This window comes from Sphingomonas sp., assembly GCF_003248515.1.
GTDB lineage: Bacteria > Pseudomonadota > Alphaproteobacteria > Sphingomonadales > Sphingomonadaceae > Sphingomonas_I.
Genome location: NZ_QFOB01000004.1, coordinates 273,561 through 294,017, shown reverse-complemented (window position 1 = coordinate 294,017; position 20,457 = coordinate 273,561). Strand labels below are relative to the sequence as shown.

The following is a 20,457-nucleotide window of genomic DNA, read 5'->3' as shown; positions in this document are numbered from 1 at the left end:
CCACATCCGGATCCATGTCCGAACAGGTTTCCGGCGTCGTCCAGACGCTTCATCCGCTGATCCGGCGCCTGCTTGCGCCCAATCCCTCGCCCTTTACCTACAAGGGCACGCAGACCTACATCATCGGGCAGGGCGAGGTGGCGGTGATCGATCCCGGCCCGGACGATCCCGATCATGTCGCGGCGATCCTCAAGGCGGTGGAAGGAGAGCGGGTGGCCGCGATCGTCTGCACGCATACGCATCGCGACCATAGCCCCGCGAGCCGCGCATTGAAGGAGGCGACGGGCGCGCCGATCGTGGGTTGTCCTCCCCTGGCGCTGGCCGACGAGGGCCCGCGATCGGATGCCGCCTTCGATACCGCCTATGCGCCCGATCGGGTTCTGGCCGATGGCGAAACGATCGCGGGGCCGGGCTGGACGCTGGAGGCGGTGGCGACGCCGGGCCACACTTCCAACCATCTCTGCTTCGCGCTGGGCGAGGCGGGTGCGCTCTTCACCGGCGATCATGTGATGGGCTGGTCGACCAGCGTCGTCGCGCCGCCCGATGGCGACATGGCCGCCTATATGGCCAGCCTCGACAAGCTGATGCGGCGCGACGACCGCATCTATTATCCCGCGCATGGCGATGGCGTGGAACAGCCGCAGCGCTTCGTTCGTCATCTCGCCGGGCACCGCAAGAGCAGGGAGAATCAGATCTTGAAGCTGCTGGGCGATGGGCCGCAGACCATCCCGGATATGGTGGCGCGCATGTATGTCGGCCTCGACAGCCGGCTGGTCGGCGCGGCGGGGCGATCGGTGCAGGCGCATCTGCTGGATCTGGAATCGCGCGATCTGGTGTGGCGCGATGGCGATCACTGGCTGATCGTTTCCTGATGCGCCCCGCTCTTCGCGCCGCCGGGGGCGCTATCCTCATCGCCGTGATCGTGGCGCTGCTCTATGTCGGCGTCGGCTATCGGATGCGCCACATGTTCGATGGCGATCCCTCCACCGTGGCGCGTGCCAGCCTTCAGGCGGTGCGCCAGCAGAATCGGCTGGTGCCGTTCGCGGCCCGCTTCGTGGCGGTGGTGACGGCGGAGGAGAGCCGCTTCGGCTTCTCGGCCCGCAAGACGCTCATCATGCCCGGGCTCGTTCGCTATTCGCTGGATCTGGGCAAGCTGCGCGACCGCGACCTGAAATGGGATGCGGCCGCCCGCACGCTGACCGTGACGCTGCCGCCGATCGAACTGGAGGGGCCGGAAGTGGATCTGACGGCGGTGCGCGAATATGGCGAGGGCGGCGTGCTGATGATGCTCACCGATGCCGAAAAGGAGCTGGACGCGGCCAATCGCAAGGCCGGCCAGGCCGAACTGGTCGCGCAGGCGCACGATGCGCTGCCGATGCGGCTGGCCACCGATGCGGCACGATCCGCGATCGAGCGCAGCTTTGCCATGCCGCTGAGGGCCGCGGGCATCGACGCGACGGTGGTGGCCCGGTTCAGGGACGAGCCGAAATAGGGAAGGGCGGCCCCGCCCGGAGCGGGCGGCGCCGCTGCCCGGGCACAGGCTTTCCAAATGCGCGAACCCCCGACGCGGCAGGCCGCATCGGGGGCTGGCATTACGACTGCTGACGGATCAGCGGTAGAAGACGTGATCGCCGACGGCGGCCAGCCGCTGGCGGCTGCGGAAGAAACTTGTCGGCGGCGCATAGGCGGCGCGGAAGAAAATCGCGCCCGGGACGACCTGATCCTCATCGCCGTTCAGCGTATCGCGGGCGACATCGACCGCCGCTTCCCACGTATCGTCCTTCTGCGGGCGATAGGAGGCGGTCTTGAAATACTGGCCGGGCTGGTTGGCGACTTCGCAGATCGTGCTGCCGAAGCGGCCGCCGGCCTTCAGGCGATTCATCAACGTCTGCGCGACGGCGACCTTGCCCGTGCGGCTCTGGTTCCCGGCCTCATGATGCACAACCTTTGCCATGCACGTCACGGAAGCCTCGTCCAGCCTGGCGACGGGCTCGGCAGCCTCGGTCTGCACGGCGGCGATCTGGGCGGGAGCGGCGGCTTCGGCGGGCGTGCTCTGCACGGCGGCCGGCGCGAAACCGGTGAAATCGTAGCTCAGCATCGGGGTGCGCTCGGCAGCAAGGCCCGTGCTGGCAGGCAAAATAACGACCGCGGCAGCGATGAGCGCGCCTGCGGAAACAACAAGAGTACGCCGAATGGCGGGCATTGAAGGCTCTTACGGATGCGCGAAACCGCCCACGCCGCCGGAACCTTGGCTGCGCTCGCGAATTTTACGTCTTGTTCAGGATACCGAAAAACGCCCGTCACCTGACCGGATAGATCGCAGATCGTTAACCTCTGGCGATTCGTCAAACGATCCACGATGAATTGTGACGTTCGCGGGACGAGCTGAGCCTGCCCAGACGGATCTTTTTTAGCATAAGTTGTCGGCTGATCCGGCTTAGCCGCTTATTTCTATCGAAATTTTCCGCTGGTCGCGCTAGCCCGGTCGCAAGGGGATAGACGGTGGAAAACGGCGGCGGATCGACGCTCCTGCAACTGGTGAAGACGGCGCTCGCGTCCCGCGAGTCGGAATCGCTGCGGCGGGATCGCCTGCTCGCGGCGATCGCCCTGTTCCTCGGGCTGGGCTTTCTTCTGGCGCTGCCCTTCGCCTTGCAGGCGGGCGCGGCCTTCTTCCTGCCGATCACCGCCGCGCTGGTGATCGCCATCGCTCTGGTGCCGATGCTGGAATGGCTGGAGCGCCGGGGCATCCCTTCCGGGCTGGCCGCTTTCCTGTGCATCGCGACCTTTCTGGTCGTCGCCAATGCCGCGATCGCCGCGATCGTGGTGCCGGCCGCGGGCTGGTTCGCGGTGCTGCCCGAGCGGATCGGGCGCGTCCGCCACAATCTGCGCCCGATCCTCGATCTCTATGCGAGCCTCGATCGCTTCATCAGCGATACGTCGCAGACGTTCATGCGCAGTTCGTCGGGCGGGCGCACGGTCACGGTGGCGGCGCCCAATTCGCTGCTCGACATCGTGGCGACCTCCGCGCCTGTCGCGATCATCGAGGGCTTCTTCGCGATCCTCGTCGTCTATTTCTTCCTGTCGGGCTGGACCCGTCTGCGCCGCCAGACGATTACGAGTCGGGGCAGCTTTTCCAGCGCGATGGCGACGGCGCGCGTGATCCAGGAGATGGTGGACCGCACCTCCGCCTATCTTTCGACGATCACGATCATCAACGTGTCGCTGGGCCTGCTCGTGGCGCTGGGCCTTTGGATCATCGGCCTGCCGACGCCGCTGATGTGGGGCGGGATCGTCGCCCTGTTCAATTACATGCCCTATCTGGGCCCGATCGCGGCGGCGCTGCTGCTCGCGCTGGGCGCGCTGATGAGCTTCAAGGATGCCTGGTATGCAGCCTTCCCGCCGCTGATCTTCGTGGTCTGCCATATGATCGAGGCGAACATGATCACACCGACGCTGGTGGGGCGCCGGCTGACGATCAATCCGCTGCTCATTCTCGTCGCGCTCAGTTTCTGGGGCTGGGTGTGGGGGGCGGCCGGGGCGCTGCTGGCGGTGCCCCTGCTCATCATCACCAAGACGGTGATGGCCTCCGCGGGCAAGCCCGATATTGCCGGTTTCCTGTTTGAGGAAGGCACGCTGACCAATCCTCAGCCCGAGCCGCCAACAAACTCCTAGAAGGCCGTTGACAGCGGATCGGGGGCCGCCTAGTGGCCGCGCTCCGCCGACACGGACATCGGGTTTGCGGGTGTAGCTCAGTTGGTTAGAGCGCCGGCCTGTCACGCCGGAGGTCGCGGGTTCGAGCCCCGTCACTCGCGCCATTCCTCCTTCGGAATGGCACAGGCCGCCTTTCCTGGCGCTGGTTTCGCGGAACATTCTTCCTGATGATTAGGGCACGCGCTCAGGCGTCGCCATCGCGCGTCGGCTGGACCGCCGTGATTGCGCGCGGGACTCGTTCCGGAAACGCAAAATCTGTTGCGTGCCCCGGCCTCCCGCGCGACACTCCTTCACGTGAGCGAGTCTGCCTACAAGCCGGCTGAAGCCTATGAGGATGAACTGGACCAGCTGGCCCATTCCATCCGCATCGAACTGCGCCAGATCGGCTTCGCCCCCGCTTTCGATCCGCTGCCCGAGGAATTGGCGCGAATCCGCGAAATGGAGCGCAGGCAGCGCAAGCGGCGGGAGATGATCCGGCGGCTGCTGGTGAGCTATGTAGCCCCGGCTCTGGTGGTGGTCGCTGTCGGAATCGCGCTGCGGATGCTCGTTCCGGGAATCTGATCCGGCCGAATCGATCCTTTCCCTGATCCGCGCCCCGGCCATAGGGACGGGCGGCACTGGGTGATTCGAGGTCTGGCCCGCTCTTCCGGCGGCGGAATCAGTCGTTCCCGTCGAGGATGAAGCGGGCGACCAGATCCGGCTGTGTCACGGGCAACATGTGCCCGCCCTCCACCAGTTTCAGTCGGGCATGCGGGATCGCGGCCGCCGTGCGCTCCCCGTGGATGGCGGGATCCAGCACCTGATCCCCGCGCCCGAACAGGATCGAAACCGGCAGATCGATTTCGGGATAGCGCGGCGCCATTTCCGCCAGCCGGGCGGCGGCGGTGGAAATTTCCTCGAAGCCGGCGGCCAGCGTCGCAGGGCGAAGCACGAGCACGCCGCCGCACGCCTCGTCAAAATCAGCGGGAACGGCCTCGGGCGCGAAGGTGGCATGATGGACACGATGGCGGATCGCGGCGCCCAGCGGCACCGCGGCGGTGGCGCAGGCCGCCTCGCGCAGCCACAGGGGCGAGGCGAGGAAGGCCTTGAACGGCTGCTGGACGACCATGTCCGGCTGGCTGAGCGGCGCGATCAGCGCGAGGCGGCCCACCACCTGCGGGTGATCGAGCGCGAGTGCCAGGGCGACGGCGCCGCCGAAGGAATGCCCGACGATGATCGGCCGGTTGAGCCCGATCTCCTCGATGAAGCGCGCGACCAGCGCCGCATGCTGGGCAAGCCCATAGCCGGGGATGCGGGGCGAATGCCCGGCGCCGGGGCGATCGATCAGGACGACGCGGTTCGTGCGCGCCAGCCTTTCCAGAAGCGCATAGGCGAAGTGGCGCAGTTGGCCGCCCAGCCCGTGGATCAGCAGGATCGGCGGGCCTTCTCCCGCCTCGACATAATGAAGCCGCGCGCCATCGACGGTGATGAACTTTCCGATCGGCGGCGCGCGCCGTTCCGAACGATTGCGCGTCAGGGTCGAGAACAGAAAGCCGGATCCCACGATCGATCCGATGGCGAGCGCGGCGCCGGCGGCAAGCCGGGCGGCTTTCACGGTGGGGGTGAGCGGATCAGCGGGAAGAGGAGGCGAAGGGCGTTCTTTGGGATCAGACATCGCCATCCCTGTTGGCATGTCGCGCTCCGCACATCCAGTAACCTTCCGTCTCTTGCCGGGAGGGAGGAGACATGGGGCAGCGCGCGCCTGTCAGGAGGCGCGCTTGCGCTTGCGACGGCTGCTGCTCTTGCAGACGTGGGTGAGTCGCATCCGATCGATCAGATTGAAGCTGCCCGGCGCGCGGGAATAACCGAGCTTGAAAAGCGCGAAAATCACGGCTCGCGCGTCTTCATACTCGCCGGTTTCAGCCATCTGACGGGCATGATCGCGCAGGTTCATACAGCAACGATAAAGAAACCGCCGAAAGAATCCATATGCGACTTTGCGTTTCGGAAACGGGGTGGACCGTTCAGCGCCAGCGGCCCAGTTCCATCCATCTGAGGAGGGGCTTGAGCGGCAGGATCCAGACGATGCCGAGGATCAGATAGATCGGCCCCTGAACCAGAGCGGGCAGGCGGCCGAGCGGAACGGACAGGCTGGCGACTCCCACGCACCAGACAAGGATCAGCGCCAGGATCAGGGCGATGCCCACCGGCTTTCGCCACGAAGGGGTCATGCGCCGATCTCCGGCATCGGGATCCATTCGCGTTCGGTGGCCACCGCATGGAGCGGCATATCCCAGGGATCGTGGGGCAGCCGGCCCGGCACCTTCTGTACGCTCCAGGCAAAGCCGATCCGGTGCGCGCCGGGATAACGGACCAGCGCCCGATCATAATGGCTCTTGCCCTGACCGATCCGGCCGCCATGGCGATCGAAACCCACCAGCGGCGTGACGATCAGATCGGGCGTGACGAAGGGGGCATGGGCCGGGGGCTGGCGCAGTCGAAAGGGGCCACGATCCAGCGGCTCGCCCGGTATCCAGCGGCGGAAATCCATCGTCGTGGCATCGTGGAGGGCGGGTAGGGCGAGCTGCTGGCCGCGCGCATCCAGCAGCGCGACCAGCGGATCGGGATCGATTTCCTGCTGGATGGCCAGATAGAGGGCGACGATCGCGCCATGCGGGATATGCGGCAGGATCAGCCGCGCCGCGGCTGCGGCGGCGGCGCGCCTCCCCTCTTCCCCCAGGCGTGCGACATGATCTGCGCGCATGGTTCTCAGCGCCTCGCGCAGCGCGGGCTTATCCGCATGCGCGGCGATTTCAGCGGGGGCGGGGAAGGGTGGTGGAACCGCCATGACCGTTTTCCGGAATATCCTCTGACGCCGTAAACGTCAGGTGGGGACCATGTAGTTCGGGCCAGAGCCCGGCCAGGGACAGCCCCCTAGGAAGATGAATCGCCTCAGGGATGTTCGCAGCGGATCGTATCGGGCAGTTCCACCGCATACCTATCTAGGTGTCCGACACGCTCTTCTCAAGCTTGAGCGCGAGCTTTTCGAGCCGATCGGCCAGCAGATCGATCTGCCGCGCGATCGCGCCACTATCCTCTCCCGCCGGAGAGGCGGCGGCGGACGGCGGCGGCGGGGCGGCTTGCCGTGTGCCGATCTCGTCGGCCAGCAGCAGCGCCGCCATCAGCAGCTGGCGCGATTCGTTGATCGTGCCGATCGCCCCGCTCACGGCGCGGACCTTTTCATCGACGATCGCGGCGAGATTGCGGAAATGGTTTTCCTGCCCGTCACGCACCGTGAGCTCATGGCGGCGGCCGGCAATATCGAGCGTGATCTGCGCCATCAGCCTTCGGCCGCTTCCTGCTCGATCAGCGCATCCAGCCGCTCGATCGTTTCCTGGATGCGCAGCCGCAGCAGGCCGTGGCGTTCATCCAGCTCGGCATAGGCGTGGGCGAGTCCCGGCGCGACCGGCGCGGGGCGCTCGATCGGATCGATCCGTTCGATCCGCGCGACAGCGCGATCGAGTCGCGCCAGTGCGGCGGAGAGGGGGCTATCGCTCATATTTACAAGAGATAGCAGGACCATCGCCGCCGACAAGCGAGCCGCGGGCGGCGATCATGCTGCACTGCGGTTGACGCTCCCGCCCGGCAAGGCCAAAGAGCGCCCGTTCCGCGCCCATGCGGGGCACGGATGGCGGGGGCATCCGGTTTTCACGAGACCCGCTGACGCGGGCGAAAAGAGCGCCGGCCCGTGGCGCGACAAGGACCATGATGACGCAGTCCAGCCGACACCTCGCAAACGCTATCCGGGCGCTTTCGATGGATGGGGTGCAGGCGGCCAATAGCGGCCACCCCGGCATGCCGATGGGCATGGCCGATGCGGCAACGGTGCTCTTCCAGAAATTCCTGAAGTTCGATCCGTCCGCGCCGAAATGGCCCGATCGCGATCGCTTCGTGTTGTCCGCCGGCCACGGATCGATGCTGATCTATTCGCTCCTGCACCTGACCGGCTATGCGCGCCCCACGATCGATGATCTGCGCAGCTTCCGCCAGCTCGATTCGGTGTGCGCGGGCCATCCCGAGAATTTCGAGCTGGAAGGCGTGGAGGCGACGACCGGCCCGCTGGGGCAGGGGCTGGCGATGGCGGTGGGCATGGCCATCGCCGAGCGCCATCTGAACGCCAGCTTCGGCGATGATCTGGTGGATCATCGCACCTGGGTGATCGCCGGCGACGGCTGCCTGATGGAAGGCATCAACCATGAGGCGATTGGCCTGGCCGGCCACCTGAAGCTCGGCCGCCTGAACGTGCTGTGGGACGACAACAAGATCACGATCGACGGCGACATCTCGCTTTCGAGCAGCGAGGATGTGAAGGCTCGCTATCGCGCGACCGGCTGGCATGTCGTGGAGTGCGACGGGCTGGATGGCGCGGATGTGGCGCGCGCGCTGGGCGAGGCGGTGGCGGATGAACGCCCCTCCCTGATCGCCTGCCGCACGGTGATCGGCTACGGATCGCCCAACAAGGCGGGCACGCATTCGGTGCACGGATCGCCGCTGGGCGCGGACGAGGTGGCCGCCGCGCGCGAGACGCTGGGCTGGACGAGCCCGGCGTTCGAGCTGCCCGGCGAGATCGTCGCCGGCTGGACGGAGATCGGCAAGCGGGGTGCATCGGTGCGCCACGCCTGGGAAGAGCGGCTGGCGGCGGCCGGCGCGCAGGGGCTGGAGCTTGCGCGGCGGATGGCGGGCGATCTGCCCGAGGGATTCAGCCTGCAGGCGCATATCGATGGCCTGATCGCCAGCCCGCAGAAGGTGGCGACACGGGTCGCCTCGCAGCTTGCGCTGACCGCGATCAATGCCGATCTGCCCGAAACGATTGGCGGATCGGCCGATCTCACGCCTTCGAACAATACGGCGACCAAGGGGCTCGCCTCGCTGACGGCCGAAAATTATGCGGGTCGCTACCTGCATTACGGCATCCGCGAATTCGGGATGAGCGCGGCCATGAACGGGCTGGCGCTGCATGGCGGCGTGATCCCGTATGGCGGCACCTTTCTGGTCTTTTCCGATTATGCGCGCGGCGCGATCCGCCTCTCGGCATTGCAGCGGGCGCGGGTCGTCTATGTGATGACGCACGATTCGATCGGTCTGGGCGAGGATGGCCCGACCCACCAGCCGATCGAGCATGTGATGAGCCTGCGCCTGATCCCGAACCTGCAGGTGTTCCGCCCCGCCGATACGGTGGAGACGGCCGAATGCTGGCAGCTGGCGCTGGAAAAGTCGGACGGCCCCTCGCTGCTCGCGCTTTCGCGCCAGAATCTGCGGCAGTTGCGGACCGAGGCGACGGGCGAGAGCCTTTCGGCCAAGGGCGCCTATCGCCTCGTTTCCGCTACGGCGGCGCGCAAGGTGGTGCTGATGGCGACGGGCTCCGAAGTGGAAATCGCGGCGGATGTCGCGGCGGCGCTGGAGGCGCAGGGCGTAGGCGCCGATGTCGTCTCGATGCCGAGCTGGGAATTGTTCGATGCGCAGGACGATGCGTATCGGGCCGATATCCTGCCCGAGGACGTGCTGCGCGTCTCGATCGAGGCCGGCACGACGATCGGCTGGGAACGTTATACCGGCCTCAAGGGGCTGCGCTTCGGCATCGACCGGTTCGGCGCTTCCGGCCCGGCGGGCGATCTCTACAGGAAATTCGGGCTGACGGCGGATCAGATCGCGCCGAAGGTCTTGGCGGCCGTGCGCGGCGTTTGAAGGAGTAGGACGAATATGGCGAAGGTGGCGATCAACGGTTTCGGGCGGATCGGCCGCCTTGTGGCGCGCGCGATCCTTTCCCGCCCCGATAGCGGGCTGGAACTGGTGGCGATCAACGATCTGGGCGATGCCAAGTCAAACGCGCTGCTGTTCAAGCGCGACAGCGTCCATGGCGCCTGGAAAGGCGAGGTTTCGTCCGAGGGCAACGAACTCGTCATCGACGGCAAGCGCATCCGCGTGACCGCCGAGCGCGATCCCGCCAATCTGCCGCATGCCGAACTGGGCGTGGAAATTGCGCTGGAGTGCACCGGCTTCTTCACCGACAAGGCTTCGTGCGAAAAGCATCTCGCCGCCGGCGCGAAGAAGGTGCTGATCTCGGCACCGGGCAAGAATGTCGACCTGACCGTCGTGTTCGGCGTGAATGACGACAAGCTGACGGCGGAACACACGATCGTTTCCAACGCATCGTGCACCACCAACTGCCTGGCGCCGATCGCCAAGGTGCTGAACGATACGATCGGCATCGAGCGCGGCCTGATGACCACGATCCACAGCTACACCAACGACCAGCGCATCCTGGACCAGATCCACAGCGACATGCGCCGTGCGCGTGCCGCCGCCATGTCGATGATCCCGACCACGACGGGCGCCGCCCGCGCCGTGGGCGAGGTGCTGCCGGAGCTGAAGGGCAAGCTGGATGGTTCCTCGATCCGCGTGCCGACCCCGGACGTCTCCGTCGTCGACCTCACCTTCACGCCGAAGCGCGACACGACCAAGGATGAGGTCAACGCCGTGCTGAAGGCGGCCTCCGAGGGCGGCCCGCTCAAGGGCATCCTCGAATATGTGACCGATCCGCTCGTCTCGATCGACTTCATGGGCAATCCGCATTCCTCGTCGGTCGACAGCCTCGAGACGGCCGTGATCGACGGCAAGCTGGTGCGCGTGCTCAGCTGGTACGACAATGAATGGGGCTTCTCGAACCGCATGGTCGATACGGCCGGCGCGATGGCGAAGTTCCTGTAAGGAAAGCCTGAGGAAACCGTTTGTGTCGAGCGAAGTCGAGACACCCGCCGATGCTCCGAGCGAGGCCGAGGCGATCTCGACTTCGCTCGATCGCAGGCGGCCCCTCGGCTTCGCCCGGGACAGGCGGGAAGGTGGCGTGGGCACCCTTCTCGGCATCGCCCGGCATGATCGCCCGCGCGGGATGATGCAGACGGTCGATCATGCCGAGATCGGGCTTTCCACCGGCGTGCGCGGGGATTTCCGGGGCGCGCTGAAGCCGGGACGCAACAAGCGTCAGGTAACGGTGATGACGGCCGCAGGCTGGGGGGATGCGATCCGCGAACTGGGCGTGAGCGTCGCCTGGGAATTGCGGCGCGTGAACCTGCTGGTGGACGGGCTGGACCTGGAAGAGACCAGGGGCGCCACGCTGACGTTCGCGGGCGGCGCCGTGCTGGAAATTACCGGCGAGTGCGATCCGTGCAGCCGGATGGAGGAAATCGCCCCGGGCCTGAAGGCGGCCTTGCTGCCCCACTGGCGCGGCGGCGTGACGACCATCGTGAAACAAGAGGGCCGCATCGCGGTCGGCGATAGCGTGAGGATCGATCGATGAGCTTCAAGACCCTGGACGACATGGGCGATGTTTCGGGCAAGCGCGTGCTGGTGCGCGAGGATCTGAACGTGCCGATGGATGGCGCGCGCGTGACCGACGATACCCGCCTGCGCGCCGCGGCGCCGACGATCGCCGAGCTTTCGGACAAGGGCGCGATCGTGCTGGTGCTCGCCCATTTCGGCCGTCCCAAGGGCGAGCGGAACCCGGAGATGAGCCTCTCCTTGGTGACGAAGGCGCTGAGCGATGTGCTGGGCCGCGAAGTGCGCTTCATCGACGATTGCGTGGGCGAAGCGGCCGCCGCGGCGATTGCCAGCCTTTCGCCCGGCGATATCGCGCTCCTGGAAAATACGCGCTTCCACAAGGGCGAGGAGAAGAACGATCCCGCGCTGGTCGCCGAAATGGCGAAGCTCGGCGATCTCTATGTGAATGATGCCTTTTCCGCCGCACACCGCGCGCACGCCTCCACCGAGGGGCTGGCACATGTGCTGCCCGCATTCGCCGGCCGATCGATGCAGGCGGAACTGGAGGCTTTGCAGAAGGCGCTGGGCGAGCCGGTCCATCCCGTCGCCGCCGTGGTCGGCGGGGCGAAGGTTTCGACGAAGCTGGATGTGCTGCAGAATCTCGTCAGCAAGGTAGATCATCTCATCATCGGCGGCGGCATGGCCAACACGTTCCTCGCCGCGCGCGGCGTGGATGTGGGCAAGTCGCTGTGCGAGCATGATCTGAAGGATACGGCGCTCGCCATCCTCGATGCGGCCGACGCGGCAGGCTGCACGGTGCACCTGCCTTATGACGTGGTCGTCTCCAGGGAGTTCAAGGCCAATCCGCCGACTCGCACGATCAACGTGCACGAAGTGGCGGCGGACGAGATGATCCTCGATTGCGGCCCGGCGGCGAGCGAGGCGATCTCCGATGCGCTCAAGACCTGCCACACGCTCGTCTGGAACGGGCCGCTCGGCGCGTTCGAGATCCCGCCCTTCGATACGGCGACGATGTCGCTGGCGCACACGGCGGCGGCGCTCACCAAATCGGGCAGCCTCGTTTCCGTGGCGGGTGGCGGCGATACGGTGGCGGCGGTGAACGTGGCCGGCGTAGCGGGGGACCTCACCTTCATTTCCACTGCCGGAGGCGCCTTCCTGGAATGGATGGAGGGCAAGGTGCTGCCGGGGGTGAAAGCACTCGGCGGTTGATTTGCTGCATCTGCTCAGTTAGACGTTAAACGCGTTTAACGGAGCGATGTGTGCTTGGAGTCAGGCTCGATAGCGAACTGGAGCAGCGGCTGGCCGCCGTCGCGCGTTCGCAGGGCCGCAGCAAGAGCGATATCGCGCGCGAGGCGGTGCGCCGCTATGTCGACCTCCACGATGCGGCCTTCCGCGCGGAGGCGAAGCGCCAGTCGCTTCGCGCCGCCGCGCGGGACACGGCCGGCACCACCGAGGACCGGCCTTTCTGGCACGCCACGGATATCGAGGCCGGCGCTTGGAAATAAGGCGCGGCATGATCGTGATCGCGGCCGGCTCCGGGCAGGTGCCCGAGAAGCCGCGCCCGTTCCTCGTCGTCCAGTCCGATCTCTTCAATGAGGCGCATTCCTCGCTCACGCTCTGTCCGATGACGAGCCTGCTGGGCGGGGAGGCGCTGTTTCGCGTCGCCTTCGCCCCGACATCCGAAACGGGCCTGACCGCCGAGAGCGAGGTGCAGGTCGACAAGATCCAGATCATCGAACGCGGGCGGATCACGCGCGTCATCGGCCGGGCGCCGGCGACCGCGATGGAGCAGGTCGATCAGGCGCTGCGCCGCTGGCTGGAACTCTAGGCACCCTATTCAACCGGGAAGGTGGGCACATGAACTTCGACGAGATGACGAGCAAGATCGCCGCCGGCCAAGGCTTCATCGCCGCGCTGGACCAGTCGGGCGGCTCCACGCCCAAGGCATTGAAAGGCTATGGGATCGAGGAGGACGCCTTCTCGAACGACGAGGAGATGTTCGGCCTGATCCACGACATGCGCGTGCGGATCATCACCTCGCCGGCCTTTACGGGCGACAAGGTGATCGGTGCGATCCTGTTCGAGCGAACGATGGACGGGCAGGCGGGCGGCAAGCCCGTGCCGACCGCGCTGCTGGAGCGTGGCGTGGTGCCCTTCATCAAGGTGGACAAGGGGCTGGAGGACGAGAAGGACGGCGTTCAGCTGATGAAGCCGATGCCGACGCTGGACGCGCTGGTGGCGCGCGCCAAGGGCCTTGGCGTGTTCGGCACGAAGGAACGTTCGGTCGTCAATCTCGCCAATCCGGCCGGCATCGCGGCGATCGCCACGCAGCAGTTCGAGATCGGCCTGCAGATCCTGGCGGGCGGCCTCGTGCCGATCCTGGAGCCCGAGGTGAACATCAAGAGCCCCGAGCGGGCGCAGGCCGACCAGATCCTGATGGAGGAACTGCTGAAGGGCCTGGATGCGCTGCCGGGCACCGACAAGGTGATGCTGAAGCTCTCGCTGCCGGAAAAGGAGGGCCTGTTCCAGCCGCTCGTCGATCATCCGCGCGTGCTGCGCGTGGTGGCGCTTTCGGGCGGCTACAAGCGGCCGGAAGCCTGCGTGGAACTGGCGAAGAATCCGGGCATCATCGCCAGCTTCAGCCGTGCGCTGCTGGAAGACCTGCGCTTCCAGATGAGCGCCGCCGAATTCGACGCGGCGCTGGAGGCGGCGATCGACGAGATTTACGGCGCCTCCGTCAACAAGACGGCATAGCGGCTTCGCCCTCATCCGTCCCGAGCTTGTCGGGCGCCCGTTCTTCCGGAAGAACGGGCGCTGCTTCACAGGCTCGGCACGGACGGGTGAGACATGGCGCGGATTTACTGGCTGCTGGCGCTGATCGGCACGGTCGTTCCCCTCGCGGCCTTCGTGCCATGGGTCGCGGCGCATGGGCTGGACGTGCCGCTGCTGTTCTCGGATCTGTTCGCGAACCGGGTAAGCGCCTTTTTCGGCCTCGACGTGATCGTCTCGGCGGTTGTGCTGATCCTCTTCGTGGCGATGGAGGGAAGACGGATCGGGGCGTGGGCCGTAGCGCTGCCGATCCTGGCCACCTGCCTGATCGGCGTTTCCTGTGGCCTCCCACTGTTCCTCGCGCTGCGGCACGGGGCGCGGTGAGCCCTTTCTTCTATCATCGCAGCCTCTCGCCGATGCTGTGGGCGCTGGTCGCCATATCGCTGGTCGAGATGATGGTGGTCCATCTGCTGATCGCCTTGTGGAGCCCGGCGCTGGGGCTGTGCCTGAGCCTTGCCAGCCTGGTCCTGATGATCTGGCTGGTGCGCCTCATCCGTTCCTTTCCCCGGCTGCCCGTGATGGTGGGCGAGGGGGGGATCGTGATGCGCGCGGGCACGCTTCGCAGGATCGACGTTCCGGTCGCGCTTGTGGCCGGTCTGCGGGAGGAATGGAGCGCCGAGACGCTGAAGGATCGCGCGATCGCGCGCCTTTCCCTGCTGGCCTATCCGAACATCGTGATCGATCTGGTGGAGCCGATCGAGATGCGCGGCGGGCGCTGCATCCGGGCGATTGCGCACAGGCTGGATGATCCAGCCGCTTTCTCCGCCGCGCTGAGGCAGCTACAGCGCGCGCATGGATCAGGATGATGATGACGCGCTGGCGCTGGACCCGGGCTTCGCCGACCGCTTCGAACGGGATACGAGCCGGCCGCCCTGCCAGCTCTATCTGATTTCGCCCCCCGCCATCGACGCGGGCTTTCGCGATCGGCTGGCGGCCGCTTTCGATGCCGGGCCGGTCGCCGCCTTCCAGCTGCGGCTGAAGGGGCTGGACGATCATGCGATCGCGCGGATCGCCGATCCGATCCAGCGCCTGTGCGCGGATGCCGAGGTGACCTTCATCATCAACGACAGCATGGCTCTGGCGAAGCGGCTGGGGGCCGATGGCGTGCATCTGGGGCAGGAGGATGGTGATCCGCGTGATGCCCGCGCCCTGCTGGGGCCGCAGGCACAGATCGGCGTGACCTGCCATGACAGCCGCCACCTGGCGATGGAGGCGGGTGAGGCGGGAGCCGATTATGTCGCGTTCGGCGCTTTCTATCCGACGATGACGAAGGAGGTCCGCCACCAGCCCGATCCCTCGATCCTCGGCTGGTGGACCACCTTGTTCGAGCCGCCCTGCGTGGCGATCGGCGGGATCACGCCCGCCAATGCCGCGCCTCTGGTGGCGGCCGGCGCGGATTTCATCGCGGCCAGCGGTTCCGTGTGGGGCGCGCCGGAGGGCGAGGCGGCGGCGGTGAAGGCGTTCGCGGCGCTGCTGGGCGGCTGAGAAGAGCTATCCGGCCCCGCTTCCGACGATGATCGCGGGATCGGCGCGAAACCGCCATATTCCCGACGAGGATAAGAAGAATTATCCATATTCCGCATAGACTTCGGTCTAGTCGGGCGGATGCGCCACCCGAATCCAACCTCTCGTAAAGATCTGATCGACATGGCGATTCCCCGAAGTGTGGGGGGTAAAGTTGCGGATCGTGATTGCCGAGGATTCGGATCTCATGGCGAAGATCCTCACCCGATTGATCGAGCGGCGCGGATGGAGTGTGGCGGGGCGGGCGGTTTCCGCGCGCGAGGTGCTGCCCGTGGTGCGCGCGGCCGAGCCCGATCTGGTGACGCTGGATCTCAATCTGCCGGAAGGCGGCAGCCTGGAGCTGATCGCGGGCATATCCGAACTGGCCGTGCCCGTGGTGGTGATCTCCGCCGCCACCTATGAAGGCTCGCCCGCCACGGCCGAAGCCTTTCGCCACGGCGCGAGCGCGTGCGTCGACAAATCCCGGCTGGGTCAGCCCGAGGAGCTTTGGGCCGCGCTGGAGGCCGCGCGCGAGCAGGCGGGCTCTCCCGCATCAATCGATGCGCCGCGAACCGGAGCGACAGCCGGCTGATTCGAGGGTGGGCCGCGCCGAAAAGCCCGGCAAGGAAGGTCAGCGCCGGAAACGAAGCGTGAGCAGGCTGCCGATCGCCAGCATCGCCGAAAGCATCGCCAGCGCGATCGTGGTGCTGCCGCTCGCATCCTTGATCCAGCCGACCGCATAGGGGCTCAGGAAACCCGCCATCTGGCCCAGCGAATTGACGAAGGCGATGCCCGCGGCCGCGCCGGCCGCGGCGAGATGGCGATCCGAAAGCGGCCAGAACATCGGCAGCGCCGTCAACGCGCCCATCGCGGCCAGCGTGAGGCCGAGCAATGACCAGAGCGGTGTCGTCGCCATGAGGGCGGAAAGGCCCAGCCCGACAGCCCCGAGCAGCATGGGGCCGGCAAGGTGCCAGCGCCGCTCCGCGCGTCGATCGGCGGATCGGCCGATCGCGATCATGAACAGGGCCGCCGCCAGATAGGGAATGGCGCTCAACCAGCCGATCAGCATCGGATCGCTCTGGCCGGATTGCGCGATGATCGAGGGCAGCCAGAAATTGATCGCATAGACCCCGCTCTGGATACAGAAATAGATCGCCCCCAGCCGCCACAACACGGGATTGCCCCATATCGGGGCCAAGCGGCCCGCCTCTGGCATCGTGCGGGGGTGTGCCTCGGCCGCCAGCGCCTGCGCCACCGCGATGCGCTCGGCCGGATCCAGCCAGCTGGCCCGATCGCCGCCCTCGTCGAGCAGGCGGAGCATGGCGAGGCCGAGCAGGATGGTCGGGATCGCTTCGATCAGGAACATCCACTGCCATGCCTCCAGCCCGCCTTGCCCGGCCCCGAAACGGGCGAGGATCCATCCCGAGAGCGGGCCGCCAAGCACGCCGGAAAGCGGAATGGCCGACATGAACAGCGCCATCACCCGGCCGCGCCGGGAGGCGGGGAACCAGCGCGTGAGAAACAGCACGATCCCCGGAAAGAAGCCGGCCTCGGCCGCGCCCATGGCGAAGCGCAGGATATAGAAAGCAATCGGCGTCCGCACGAATAGCATCGCCGCCGAAATCGCGCCCCACACGATCATCAGGCAGGCCAGCCAGCGTCGCGCGCCGACCCGCTCGGCCAGCAGATTGCTCGGCACCCCGCACGCAATATAGCCGAGGAAGAAGATGCCCGCGCCGAAGCCGTAGGCAGTCTCGCTCATCCCGATCGCGCCGAGCATCTCCAGCTTGGCGAAGCCGACATTCACGCGATCGAGATAGTTGAAGATATAGCAGAGGAAGAGAAACGGCACGAAGCGAAGCGTGATCCTGCGATAGGCGGTTGCCAGCGGATCGGCCCTTGTTTCCCCCGTCATCGGCAGCTCTCCGTCGCCCGTTCCCCGCCCACGCCAATCAGAAGGCGGCAGGGCCTGTGCCGCTCCCTCATGCCATCCGGTGGCCGCGCGGTCGATCATCCTGGCGTTCCGGCTGGCGGGGCCGTTGGGCGGCGCTTCGATCAGGCCGCCCGCGCGGCGAACAATTCCATCTGCTCGGCGCGGGGCTTCACCAGTGGCGCGAGGTCCGCCGCGCCATCGATCCGTGCAGGCGTCCAGTCGGCCGCAATCAGGAAGGGCCGGATCTTCGCGATCGAGACGGTGAGCCGTGCCACATCCTCCAGACGCAGCCGGCGCAGGCGGCGCGCGGAGAGGATCGCATCGATCGCCTTGATGCCCAACCCTGGCACGCGCAGCAGCGCCTCCCTCGGCGCGCGATTGACGTCCAGCGGGAAGAAGGCCCGGAATTTCAGCGCCCAGGCGAGCTTCGGATCCATATCAAGCGGCAGCATGCCACCCGCGTCCGTCGCTGCCGTCACGTCGGCCGGCGTGAAGCCGTAAAAGCGCATCATCCAGTCCGACTGGTAGAGCCGGTGCTCGCGCAGCAGGGGCGGTCGGCGCAGAGGCAGGATACTGCTCGCGTCCGGTATGGGGCTGAAGGCCGAATAATAGACGCGTCGCAGACCGAATCGATCATAGAGCCGGCTCGCGCTGGCGATGATGTCGCCGTCATTCGCGCTGTCCGCCCCCACGATCATCTGCGTCGATTGGCCGGCGGGCGCGAAGGCGGGCGCGGCGCGGAAATGGCGGCGCGCATCCTGCCCTTCCTCGATCGCTCCCTTCAGCTCGCCCATCGCACCCGCGATCCGCGTGGCCGATTTTTCCGGGGCGAGGCGGGCGAGCCCCGAAATCGTCGGCAGTTCCACATTGATCGACAGCCGATCCGCATGGAGGCCGGCGGCGCGGATCAATTCCGGATCGGCGTCCGGGATCGTCTTCAGGTGGATATAGCCGCGAAAGCCATGATCCTCGCGCAGCGATCGCGCCACCTCCACGATCCGCTCCATCGTATAATCGGAAGAGCGAACGATGCCGGAGGAGAGGAACAGGCCCTCGATATAATTGCGTTTGTAGAAGGCGATGGTGAGCTTGACGATTTCGTCCGTCGTGAAGCGCGCGCGGCGGACGTTAGAGCTCTTCCGGTTGATGCAATAATGGCAGTCGAAGATGCAGCTGTTCGTCAGCAGAATCTTGAGTAGCGAGATGCATCGCCCGTCCGGCGCATAGGCGTGGCAGATGCCCATGCCTTCGGTGGAGCCCAGCCCCCTGCCATCGCGCGACGTGCGCCTGGCCGTGCCGGACGAGGCGCAGGAGGCATCATATTTCGCCGCGTCTGCCAGGATCGCCAGCTTCGATCGGGTATCCAGTTGCGCCATTCGTTCATCATATGTTCCAAATGCCGTCGCGACAAGGCCGATCGGCCCGCCGCTCCGTGCCGGTTGGCGCGGAGGTGCGGGCCTGGGCGCGCATCTTAATGGCGATGTTCGCGGCGGAGCGCGTAGCGGCCGTCGGTGAAGGGCTCGAACAGGCCGTTGATCGCCGGATGATCGACGGGCTCGTCGCTGCTGTCCGGCTCCAGATTCTGCTGGCTGACATAGGCGACGTAGCTCGATTCCGCATTTTCGGCGAGCAGATGATAGAAGGGCTGATCCTTTTCGGGCCGCACCTCTTCGGGAATCGCGGCATACCATTCCTCGCTGTTGGCGAAGACGGGATCGACATCGAAGATCACGCCGCGAAAGCCGAACAATCGATGGCGCACGACATCGCCCAGCGCGAAGCGCGCATGCGAAACCGGTGGCATCGGGGGCAGCGGTGTCGAAGAGGGGGTATTGGTCCGAACGGGAAGCGTCATGCGCATATATTTAGGTTTCTGGCGAAGACGCGCAAGCGCCCTTGGCAAGCCCGATTTGCTCGGCTAGGAGCGCCCCTCCATCGGTCCGGCCGCGCTCACGCGGCTTTCGAACCTCGCTGCGGAGAGGTGCCAGAGTGGTCGATTGGGACGGTCTCGAAAACCGTTGTGGGTGCAAGCTCACCGTGGGTTCGAATCCCACCCTCTCCGCCACGACTTTCCTAAGTGATTGTCGTAACTTAACCTTATGACAAAGCGTCGCTTTCCACCGTCTGGGTGCTACAAAGTGGTGCTACAAAATGCGGGTTATGACGCATGTTCGAAGGTCGAGTGATGGCGGATTCGAAGTCCGCATCGTGGTTCCCGCTGGCCTTCGATCCGCGATCGGAAAAACGAACCTGACCCGACGCCTCGGGCGGCTCTCGAAATCGGACGCCAATCGCTTGGCCTTCCGGTCATTCAGCAGGTCCATGATCTCATTAAGCGAGCGAAGGCAGTGGCGCTCGACGATCCATCCCCTGTGCCCATTGCCGTCGCCACCTTGCCCCAGCCTTCAAAGCCGTCTCTCCGGCAGGCCTCCTCAAATCTTGGCTCCGTATGGGGGAAAGCGGGTGCCGGCGTATCCGTCACCCGCTTTCCGGATCAGCCAGCCTTGGCGACCGGCGTGTTGAGGAGCTGCTGCTCCCAAAGGTAGGCGATGCCGCTGCCGCCCGCATGGGCGACGAGGATTTCCGGCAGCAGGACGGCAGTGTCGAGGCGTGCCCAGTCGCGCTGCCATTCGGAGCCCACGGCCATCCAGGTCATCATGTTGACGCCCGCTGCGATCATGCGCTGGATCGCGACTTCATGCGCCTCCAGCGAGGTGCCGCCCGATGCGTCGGTCACCACCGTCACGTCCCAGCCTTCGCCGGCCGCCTGGATCGCGGGCATCGCGACGCAGACTTCGGTCCACAGGCCAGCGATGATGAGCTGCTTGCGGCCGGTTGCCTTGACCGCGTCGACCGTAGGCTTGTCCTCCCAGGTGTTGATGAACGTGCGATCGATCACCTCTTGCCCGGGGAACAGATCGGTGATCTGCGGAAAGAGCAGGCCGCCGCGATCGACGATGACGCTGGTGAGGATCGTGGGGACGTCGAACGCCTTTGCAAGCTTCGCCAGCGCGGTCGTGTTGTTTACCACCATGTGCGGATCATGGCTGTTCAGATTGGCCAGCTGATAGGGTTGGTGATCGATCAGGAGGAGGACCGAATCTTCGGGGCGGAGGAGCGAGTCGAGGCCGTTGCGAAAGGTCATGATAATCCTCTGCTTCCGT

Annotated in this window: 26 protein-coding genes, 2 tRNA genes and 1 other RNA gene; 17 read left to right on the top strand and 12 right to left on the bottom strand. The window is 66.2% G+C overall.

Annotated elements, in window-relative coordinates; all coding sequences use genetic code 11:
• Positions 1-14 precede the first annotated feature (14 nt).
• Positions 15-872 carry an MBL fold metallo-hydrolase gene (locus DI605_RS08910; RefSeq protein WP_293972144.1) on the top strand — a complete coding sequence of 286 codons (858 nt, stop codon included), beginning with the start codon at positions 15-17 and terminating at the stop codon, positions 870-872.
• On the top strand, positions 872-1,492 hold the full coding sequence (locus tag DI605_RS08905; RefSeq protein WP_293972141.1) for a DUF4230 domain-containing protein: 621 nt from the start codon (positions 872-874) through the stop codon (positions 1,490-1,492). The genes DI605_RS08910 and DI605_RS08905 overlap by 1 nt, the downstream gene beginning before the upstream one ends.
• A 117-nt stretch (positions 1,493-1,609) precedes the next feature.
• On the opposite strand, the gene DI605_RS08900 is transcribed toward DI605_RS08905, so the two are convergent.
• Positions 1,610-2,203, bottom strand: a complete 594-nt coding sequence (locus DI605_RS08900) for a cell wall hydrolase (RefSeq protein ID WP_293972139.1) — start codon at positions 2,201-2,203, stop codon at positions 1,610-1,612.
• Positions 2,204-2,529: 326 nt separating this feature from the next.
• On the opposite strand from DI605_RS08900, the gene DI605_RS08895 reads away from it, so the two are divergent.
• The 3 genes from DI605_RS08895 (at position 2,530) to DI605_RS08885 (ending at position 4,272) form a co-directional block, all read left to right on the top strand.
• The gene (locus DI605_RS08895) at positions 2,530-3,672 is read left to right on the top strand and encodes an AI-2E family transporter (RefSeq protein WP_293972585.1); all 1,143 of its coding nucleotides are present in this window, start codon (positions 2,530-2,532) and stop codon (positions 3,670-3,672) included.
• A gap of 66 nt (positions 3,673-3,738) precedes the next feature.
• Positions 3,739-3,815, top strand: a tRNA-Asp gene (locus tag DI605_RS08890).
• Between the two features lie 190 nt (positions 3,816-4,005).
• Positions 4,006-4,272: a hypothetical protein gene (locus tag DI605_RS08885; RefSeq protein WP_293972137.1), complete on the top strand. Its 267-nt coding sequence runs from the start codon at positions 4,006-4,008 to the stop codon at positions 4,270-4,272.
• A 97-nt stretch (positions 4,273-4,369) separates the two neighbouring features.
• Here the strand turns inward: DI605_RS08885 and DI605_RS08880 are convergent, their stop codons facing one another.
• The 7 genes from DI605_RS08880 to DI605_RS08850 form a co-directional block, all read right to left on the bottom strand.
• Positions 4,370-5,365, bottom strand: a complete 996-nt coding sequence (locus DI605_RS08880; RefSeq protein ID WP_293972135.1) for an alpha/beta hydrolase — start codon at positions 5,363-5,365, stop codon at positions 4,370-4,372.
• A 90-nt stretch (positions 5,366-5,455) separates the two neighbouring features.
• On the bottom strand, positions 5,456-5,581 hold the full coding sequence (locus DI605_RS08875; protein ID WP_293972133.1) for a hypothetical protein: 126 nt from the start codon (positions 5,579-5,581) through the stop codon (positions 5,456-5,458).
• Positions 5,582-5,714: 133 nt separating this feature from the next.
• A complete protein-coding gene (locus DI605_RS08870; protein WP_293972131.1) occupies positions 5,715-5,921 on the bottom strand; it encodes a DUF2842 domain-containing protein in 207 nt (68 codons plus the stop codon).
• Positions 5,918-6,538, bottom strand: coding sequence for a 5-formyltetrahydrofolate cyclo-ligase (locus tag DI605_RS08865; RefSeq protein ID WP_293972129.1), 621 nt, complete (start codon positions 6,536-6,538; stop codon positions 5,918-5,920). Before DI605_RS08865 ends, DI605_RS08870 begins: the two co-directional genes overlap by 4 nt.
• A non-coding RNA gene (gene ssrS / locus DI605_RS08860) (6S RNA) lies at positions 6,525-6,681 on the bottom strand. Before ssrS ends, DI605_RS08865 begins: the two co-directional genes overlap by 14 nt.
• Positions 6,682-6,692: 11 nt before the next feature.
• Entirely contained in the window at positions 6,693-7,031 is a 339-nt protein-coding gene (gene zapA, locus DI605_RS08855) for a cell division protein ZapA (RefSeq protein WP_293972127.1), read from the bottom strand.
• Positions 7,031-7,249 carry a hypothetical protein gene (locus DI605_RS08850; RefSeq protein ID WP_293972125.1) on the bottom strand — a complete coding sequence of 73 codons (219 nt, stop codon included), beginning with the start codon at positions 7,247-7,249 and terminating at the stop codon, positions 7,031-7,033. Before DI605_RS08850 ends, zapA begins: the two co-directional genes overlap by 1 nt.
• Before the next feature lie 209 nt (positions 7,250-7,458).
• On the opposite strand from DI605_RS08850, the gene tkt reads away from it, so the two are divergent.
• The 11 genes from tkt (at position 7,459) to DI605_RS08795 (ending at position 15,952) form a co-directional block, all read left to right on the top strand.
• Positions 7,459-9,435, top strand: a complete 1,977-nt coding sequence (gene tkt, locus DI605_RS08845; RefSeq protein WP_293972123.1) for a transketolase — start codon at positions 7,459-7,461, stop codon at positions 9,433-9,435.
• Positions 9,436-9,450: 15 nt separating this feature from the next.
• Positions 9,451-10,458 carry a type I glyceraldehyde-3-phosphate dehydrogenase gene (gene gap / locus DI605_RS08840; protein WP_293972122.1) on the top strand — a complete coding sequence of 336 codons (1,008 nt, stop codon included), beginning with the start codon at positions 9,451-9,453 and terminating at the stop codon, positions 10,456-10,458.
• Positions 10,459-10,480: 22 nt separating this feature from the next.
• Complete coding sequence (locus tag DI605_RS08835) at positions 10,481-11,047, top strand: MOSC domain-containing protein (RefSeq protein WP_367120034.1); 567 nt, start codon at positions 10,481-10,483, stop codon at positions 11,045-11,047.
• A complete protein-coding gene (pgk, locus tag DI605_RS08830; RefSeq protein WP_293972121.1) occupies positions 11,044-12,237 on the top strand; it encodes a phosphoglycerate kinase in 1,194 nt (397 codons plus the stop codon). The genes DI605_RS08835 and pgk overlap by 4 nt, the downstream gene beginning before the upstream one ends.
• A gap of 50 nt (positions 12,238-12,287) precedes the next feature.
• On the top strand, positions 12,288-12,533 hold the full coding sequence (locus tag DI605_RS08825) for a ribbon-helix-helix protein, CopG family (protein ID WP_293972120.1): 246 nt from the start codon (positions 12,288-12,290) through the stop codon (positions 12,531-12,533).
• A gap of 8 nt (positions 12,534-12,541) precedes the next feature.
• Positions 12,542-12,856 (top strand): type II toxin-antitoxin system PemK/MazF family toxin, encoded by a 315-nt coding sequence (locus DI605_RS08820; protein WP_293972119.1) that lies wholly within the window; start codon positions 12,542-12,544, stop codon positions 12,854-12,856.
• A gap of 29 nt (positions 12,857-12,885) precedes the next feature.
• Positions 12,886-13,782 carry a fructose bisphosphate aldolase gene (locus tag DI605_RS08815; RefSeq protein ID WP_293972118.1) on the top strand — a complete coding sequence of 299 codons (897 nt, stop codon included), beginning with the start codon at positions 12,886-12,888 and terminating at the stop codon, positions 13,780-13,782.
• A gap of 93 nt (positions 13,783-13,875) precedes the next feature.
• Entirely contained in the window at positions 13,876-14,181 is a 306-nt protein-coding gene (locus tag DI605_RS08810) for a DUF2834 domain-containing protein (RefSeq protein WP_293972117.1), read from the top strand.
• Complete coding sequence (locus DI605_RS08805) at positions 14,178-14,663, top strand: hypothetical protein (RefSeq protein WP_293972116.1); 486 nt, start codon at positions 14,178-14,180, stop codon at positions 14,661-14,663. Before DI605_RS08810 ends, DI605_RS08805 begins: the two co-directional genes overlap by 4 nt.
• Positions 14,650-15,342 carry a thiamine phosphate synthase gene (thiE, locus tag DI605_RS08800; RefSeq protein ID WP_293972115.1) on the top strand — a complete coding sequence of 231 codons (693 nt, stop codon included), beginning with the start codon at positions 14,650-14,652 and terminating at the stop codon, positions 15,340-15,342. Before DI605_RS08805 ends, thiE begins: the two co-directional genes overlap by 14 nt.
• 202 nt (positions 15,343-15,544) lie before the next feature.
• Positions 15,545-15,952, top strand: coding sequence for a response regulator (locus DI605_RS08795; RefSeq protein ID WP_293972579.1), 408 nt, complete (start codon positions 15,545-15,547; stop codon positions 15,950-15,952).
• A 39-nt stretch (positions 15,953-15,991) separates the two neighbouring features.
• On the opposite strand, the gene DI605_RS08790 is transcribed toward DI605_RS08795, so the two are convergent.
• From DI605_RS08790 to hspQ, 3 genes are all read right to left on the bottom strand, one after another.
• Positions 15,992-17,275 carry an MFS transporter gene (locus tag DI605_RS08790; RefSeq protein ID WP_293972114.1) on the bottom strand — a complete coding sequence of 428 codons (1,284 nt, stop codon included), beginning with the start codon at positions 17,273-17,275 and terminating at the stop codon, positions 15,992-15,994.
• Between the two features lie 140 nt (positions 17,276-17,415).
• Positions 17,416-18,669 carry a putative DNA modification/repair radical SAM protein gene (locus DI605_RS08785; RefSeq protein WP_293972113.1) on the bottom strand — a complete coding sequence of 418 codons (1,254 nt, stop codon included), beginning with the start codon at positions 18,667-18,669 and terminating at the stop codon, positions 17,416-17,418.
• 95 nt (positions 18,670-18,764) lie between these two features.
• The gene (gene hspQ / locus DI605_RS08780; RefSeq protein ID WP_293972112.1) at positions 18,765-19,148 is read right to left on the bottom strand and encodes a heat shock protein HspQ; all 384 of its coding nucleotides are present in this window, start codon (positions 19,146-19,148) and stop codon (positions 18,765-18,767) included.
• Positions 19,149-19,268: 120 nt separating this feature from the next.
• On the opposite strand from hspQ, the gene DI605_RS08775 reads away from it, so the two are divergent.
• Positions 19,269-19,358, top strand: a tRNA-Ser gene (locus tag DI605_RS08775).
• A 429-nt stretch (positions 19,359-19,787) separates the two neighbouring features.
• Here DI605_RS08775 and DI605_RS08770 read toward each other — a convergent pair.
• A complete protein-coding gene (locus DI605_RS08770; RefSeq protein ID WP_293972111.1) occupies positions 19,788-20,438 on the bottom strand; it encodes a hydrolase in 651 nt (216 codons plus the stop codon).
• Positions 20,439-20,457: the final 19 nt, after the last annotated feature.

Coding starts and splice junctions, on each gene's coding strand:
- tkt (WP_293972123.1), top strand. CDS start 7,459: ATGACGCAGTCCAGCCGACACCTCGCAAACGCTATCCGGGCGCTTTCG.
- DI605_RS08850 (WP_293972125.1), bottom strand. CDS start 7,249: ATGAGCGATAGCCCCCTCTCCGCCGCACTGGCGCGACTCGATCGCGCT.
- DI605_RS08900 (WP_293972139.1), bottom strand. CDS start 2,203: ATGCCCGCCATTCGGCGTACTCTTGTTGTTTCCGCAGGCGCGCTCATC.
- hspQ (WP_293972112.1), bottom strand. CDS start 19,148: ATGACGCTTCCCGTTCGGACCAATACCCCCTCTTCGACACCGCTGCCC.
- DI605_RS08820 (WP_293972119.1), top strand. CDS start 12,542: ATGATCGTGATCGCGGCCGGCTCCGGGCAGGTGCCCGAGAAGCCGCGC.
- DI605_RS08785 (WP_293972113.1), bottom strand. CDS start 18,669: ATGGCGCAACTGGATACCCGATCGAAGCTGGCGATCCTGGCAGACGCG.
- DI605_RS08790 (WP_293972114.1), bottom strand. CDS start 17,275: ATGACGGGGGAAACAAGGGCCGATCCGCTGGCAACCGCCTATCGCAGG.
- DI605_RS08810 (WP_293972117.1), top strand. CDS start 13,876: ATGGCGCGGATTTACTGGCTGCTGGCGCTGATCGGCACGGTCGTTCCC.
- DI605_RS08865 (WP_293972129.1), bottom strand. CDS start 6,538: ATGGCGGTTCCACCACCCTTCCCCGCCCCCGCTGAAATCGCCGCGCAT.
- DI605_RS08770 (WP_293972111.1), bottom strand. CDS start 20,438: ATGACCTTTCGCAACGGCCTCGACTCGCTCCTCCGCCCCGAAGATTCG.
- pgk (WP_293972121.1), top strand. CDS start 11,044: ATGAGCTTCAAGACCCTGGACGACATGGGCGATGTTTCGGGCAAGCGC.
- DI605_RS08870 (WP_293972131.1), bottom strand. CDS start 5,921: ATGACCCCTTCGTGGCGAAAGCCGGTGGGCATCGCCCTGATCCTGGCG.
- DI605_RS08815 (WP_293972118.1), top strand. CDS start 12,886: ATGAACTTCGACGAGATGACGAGCAAGATCGCCGCCGGCCAAGGCTTC.
- gap (WP_293972122.1), top strand. CDS start 9,451: ATGGCGAAGGTGGCGATCAACGGTTTCGGGCGGATCGGCCGCCTTGTG.
- zapA (WP_293972127.1), bottom strand. CDS start 7,031: ATGGCGCAGATCACGCTCGATATTGCCGGCCGCCGCCATGAGCTCACG.
- thiE (WP_293972115.1), top strand. CDS start 14,650: ATGGATCAGGATGATGATGACGCGCTGGCGCTGGACCCGGGCTTCGCC.
- DI605_RS08880 (WP_293972135.1), bottom strand. CDS start 5,365: ATGTCTGATCCCAAAGAACGCCCTTCGCCTCCTCTTCCCGCTGATCCG.
- DI605_RS08910 (WP_293972144.1), top strand. CDS start 15: ATGTCCGAACAGGTTTCCGGCGTCGTCCAGACGCTTCATCCGCTGATC.
- DI605_RS08905 (WP_293972141.1), top strand. CDS start 872: ATGCGCCCCGCTCTTCGCGCCGCCGGGGGCGCTATCCTCATCGCCGTG.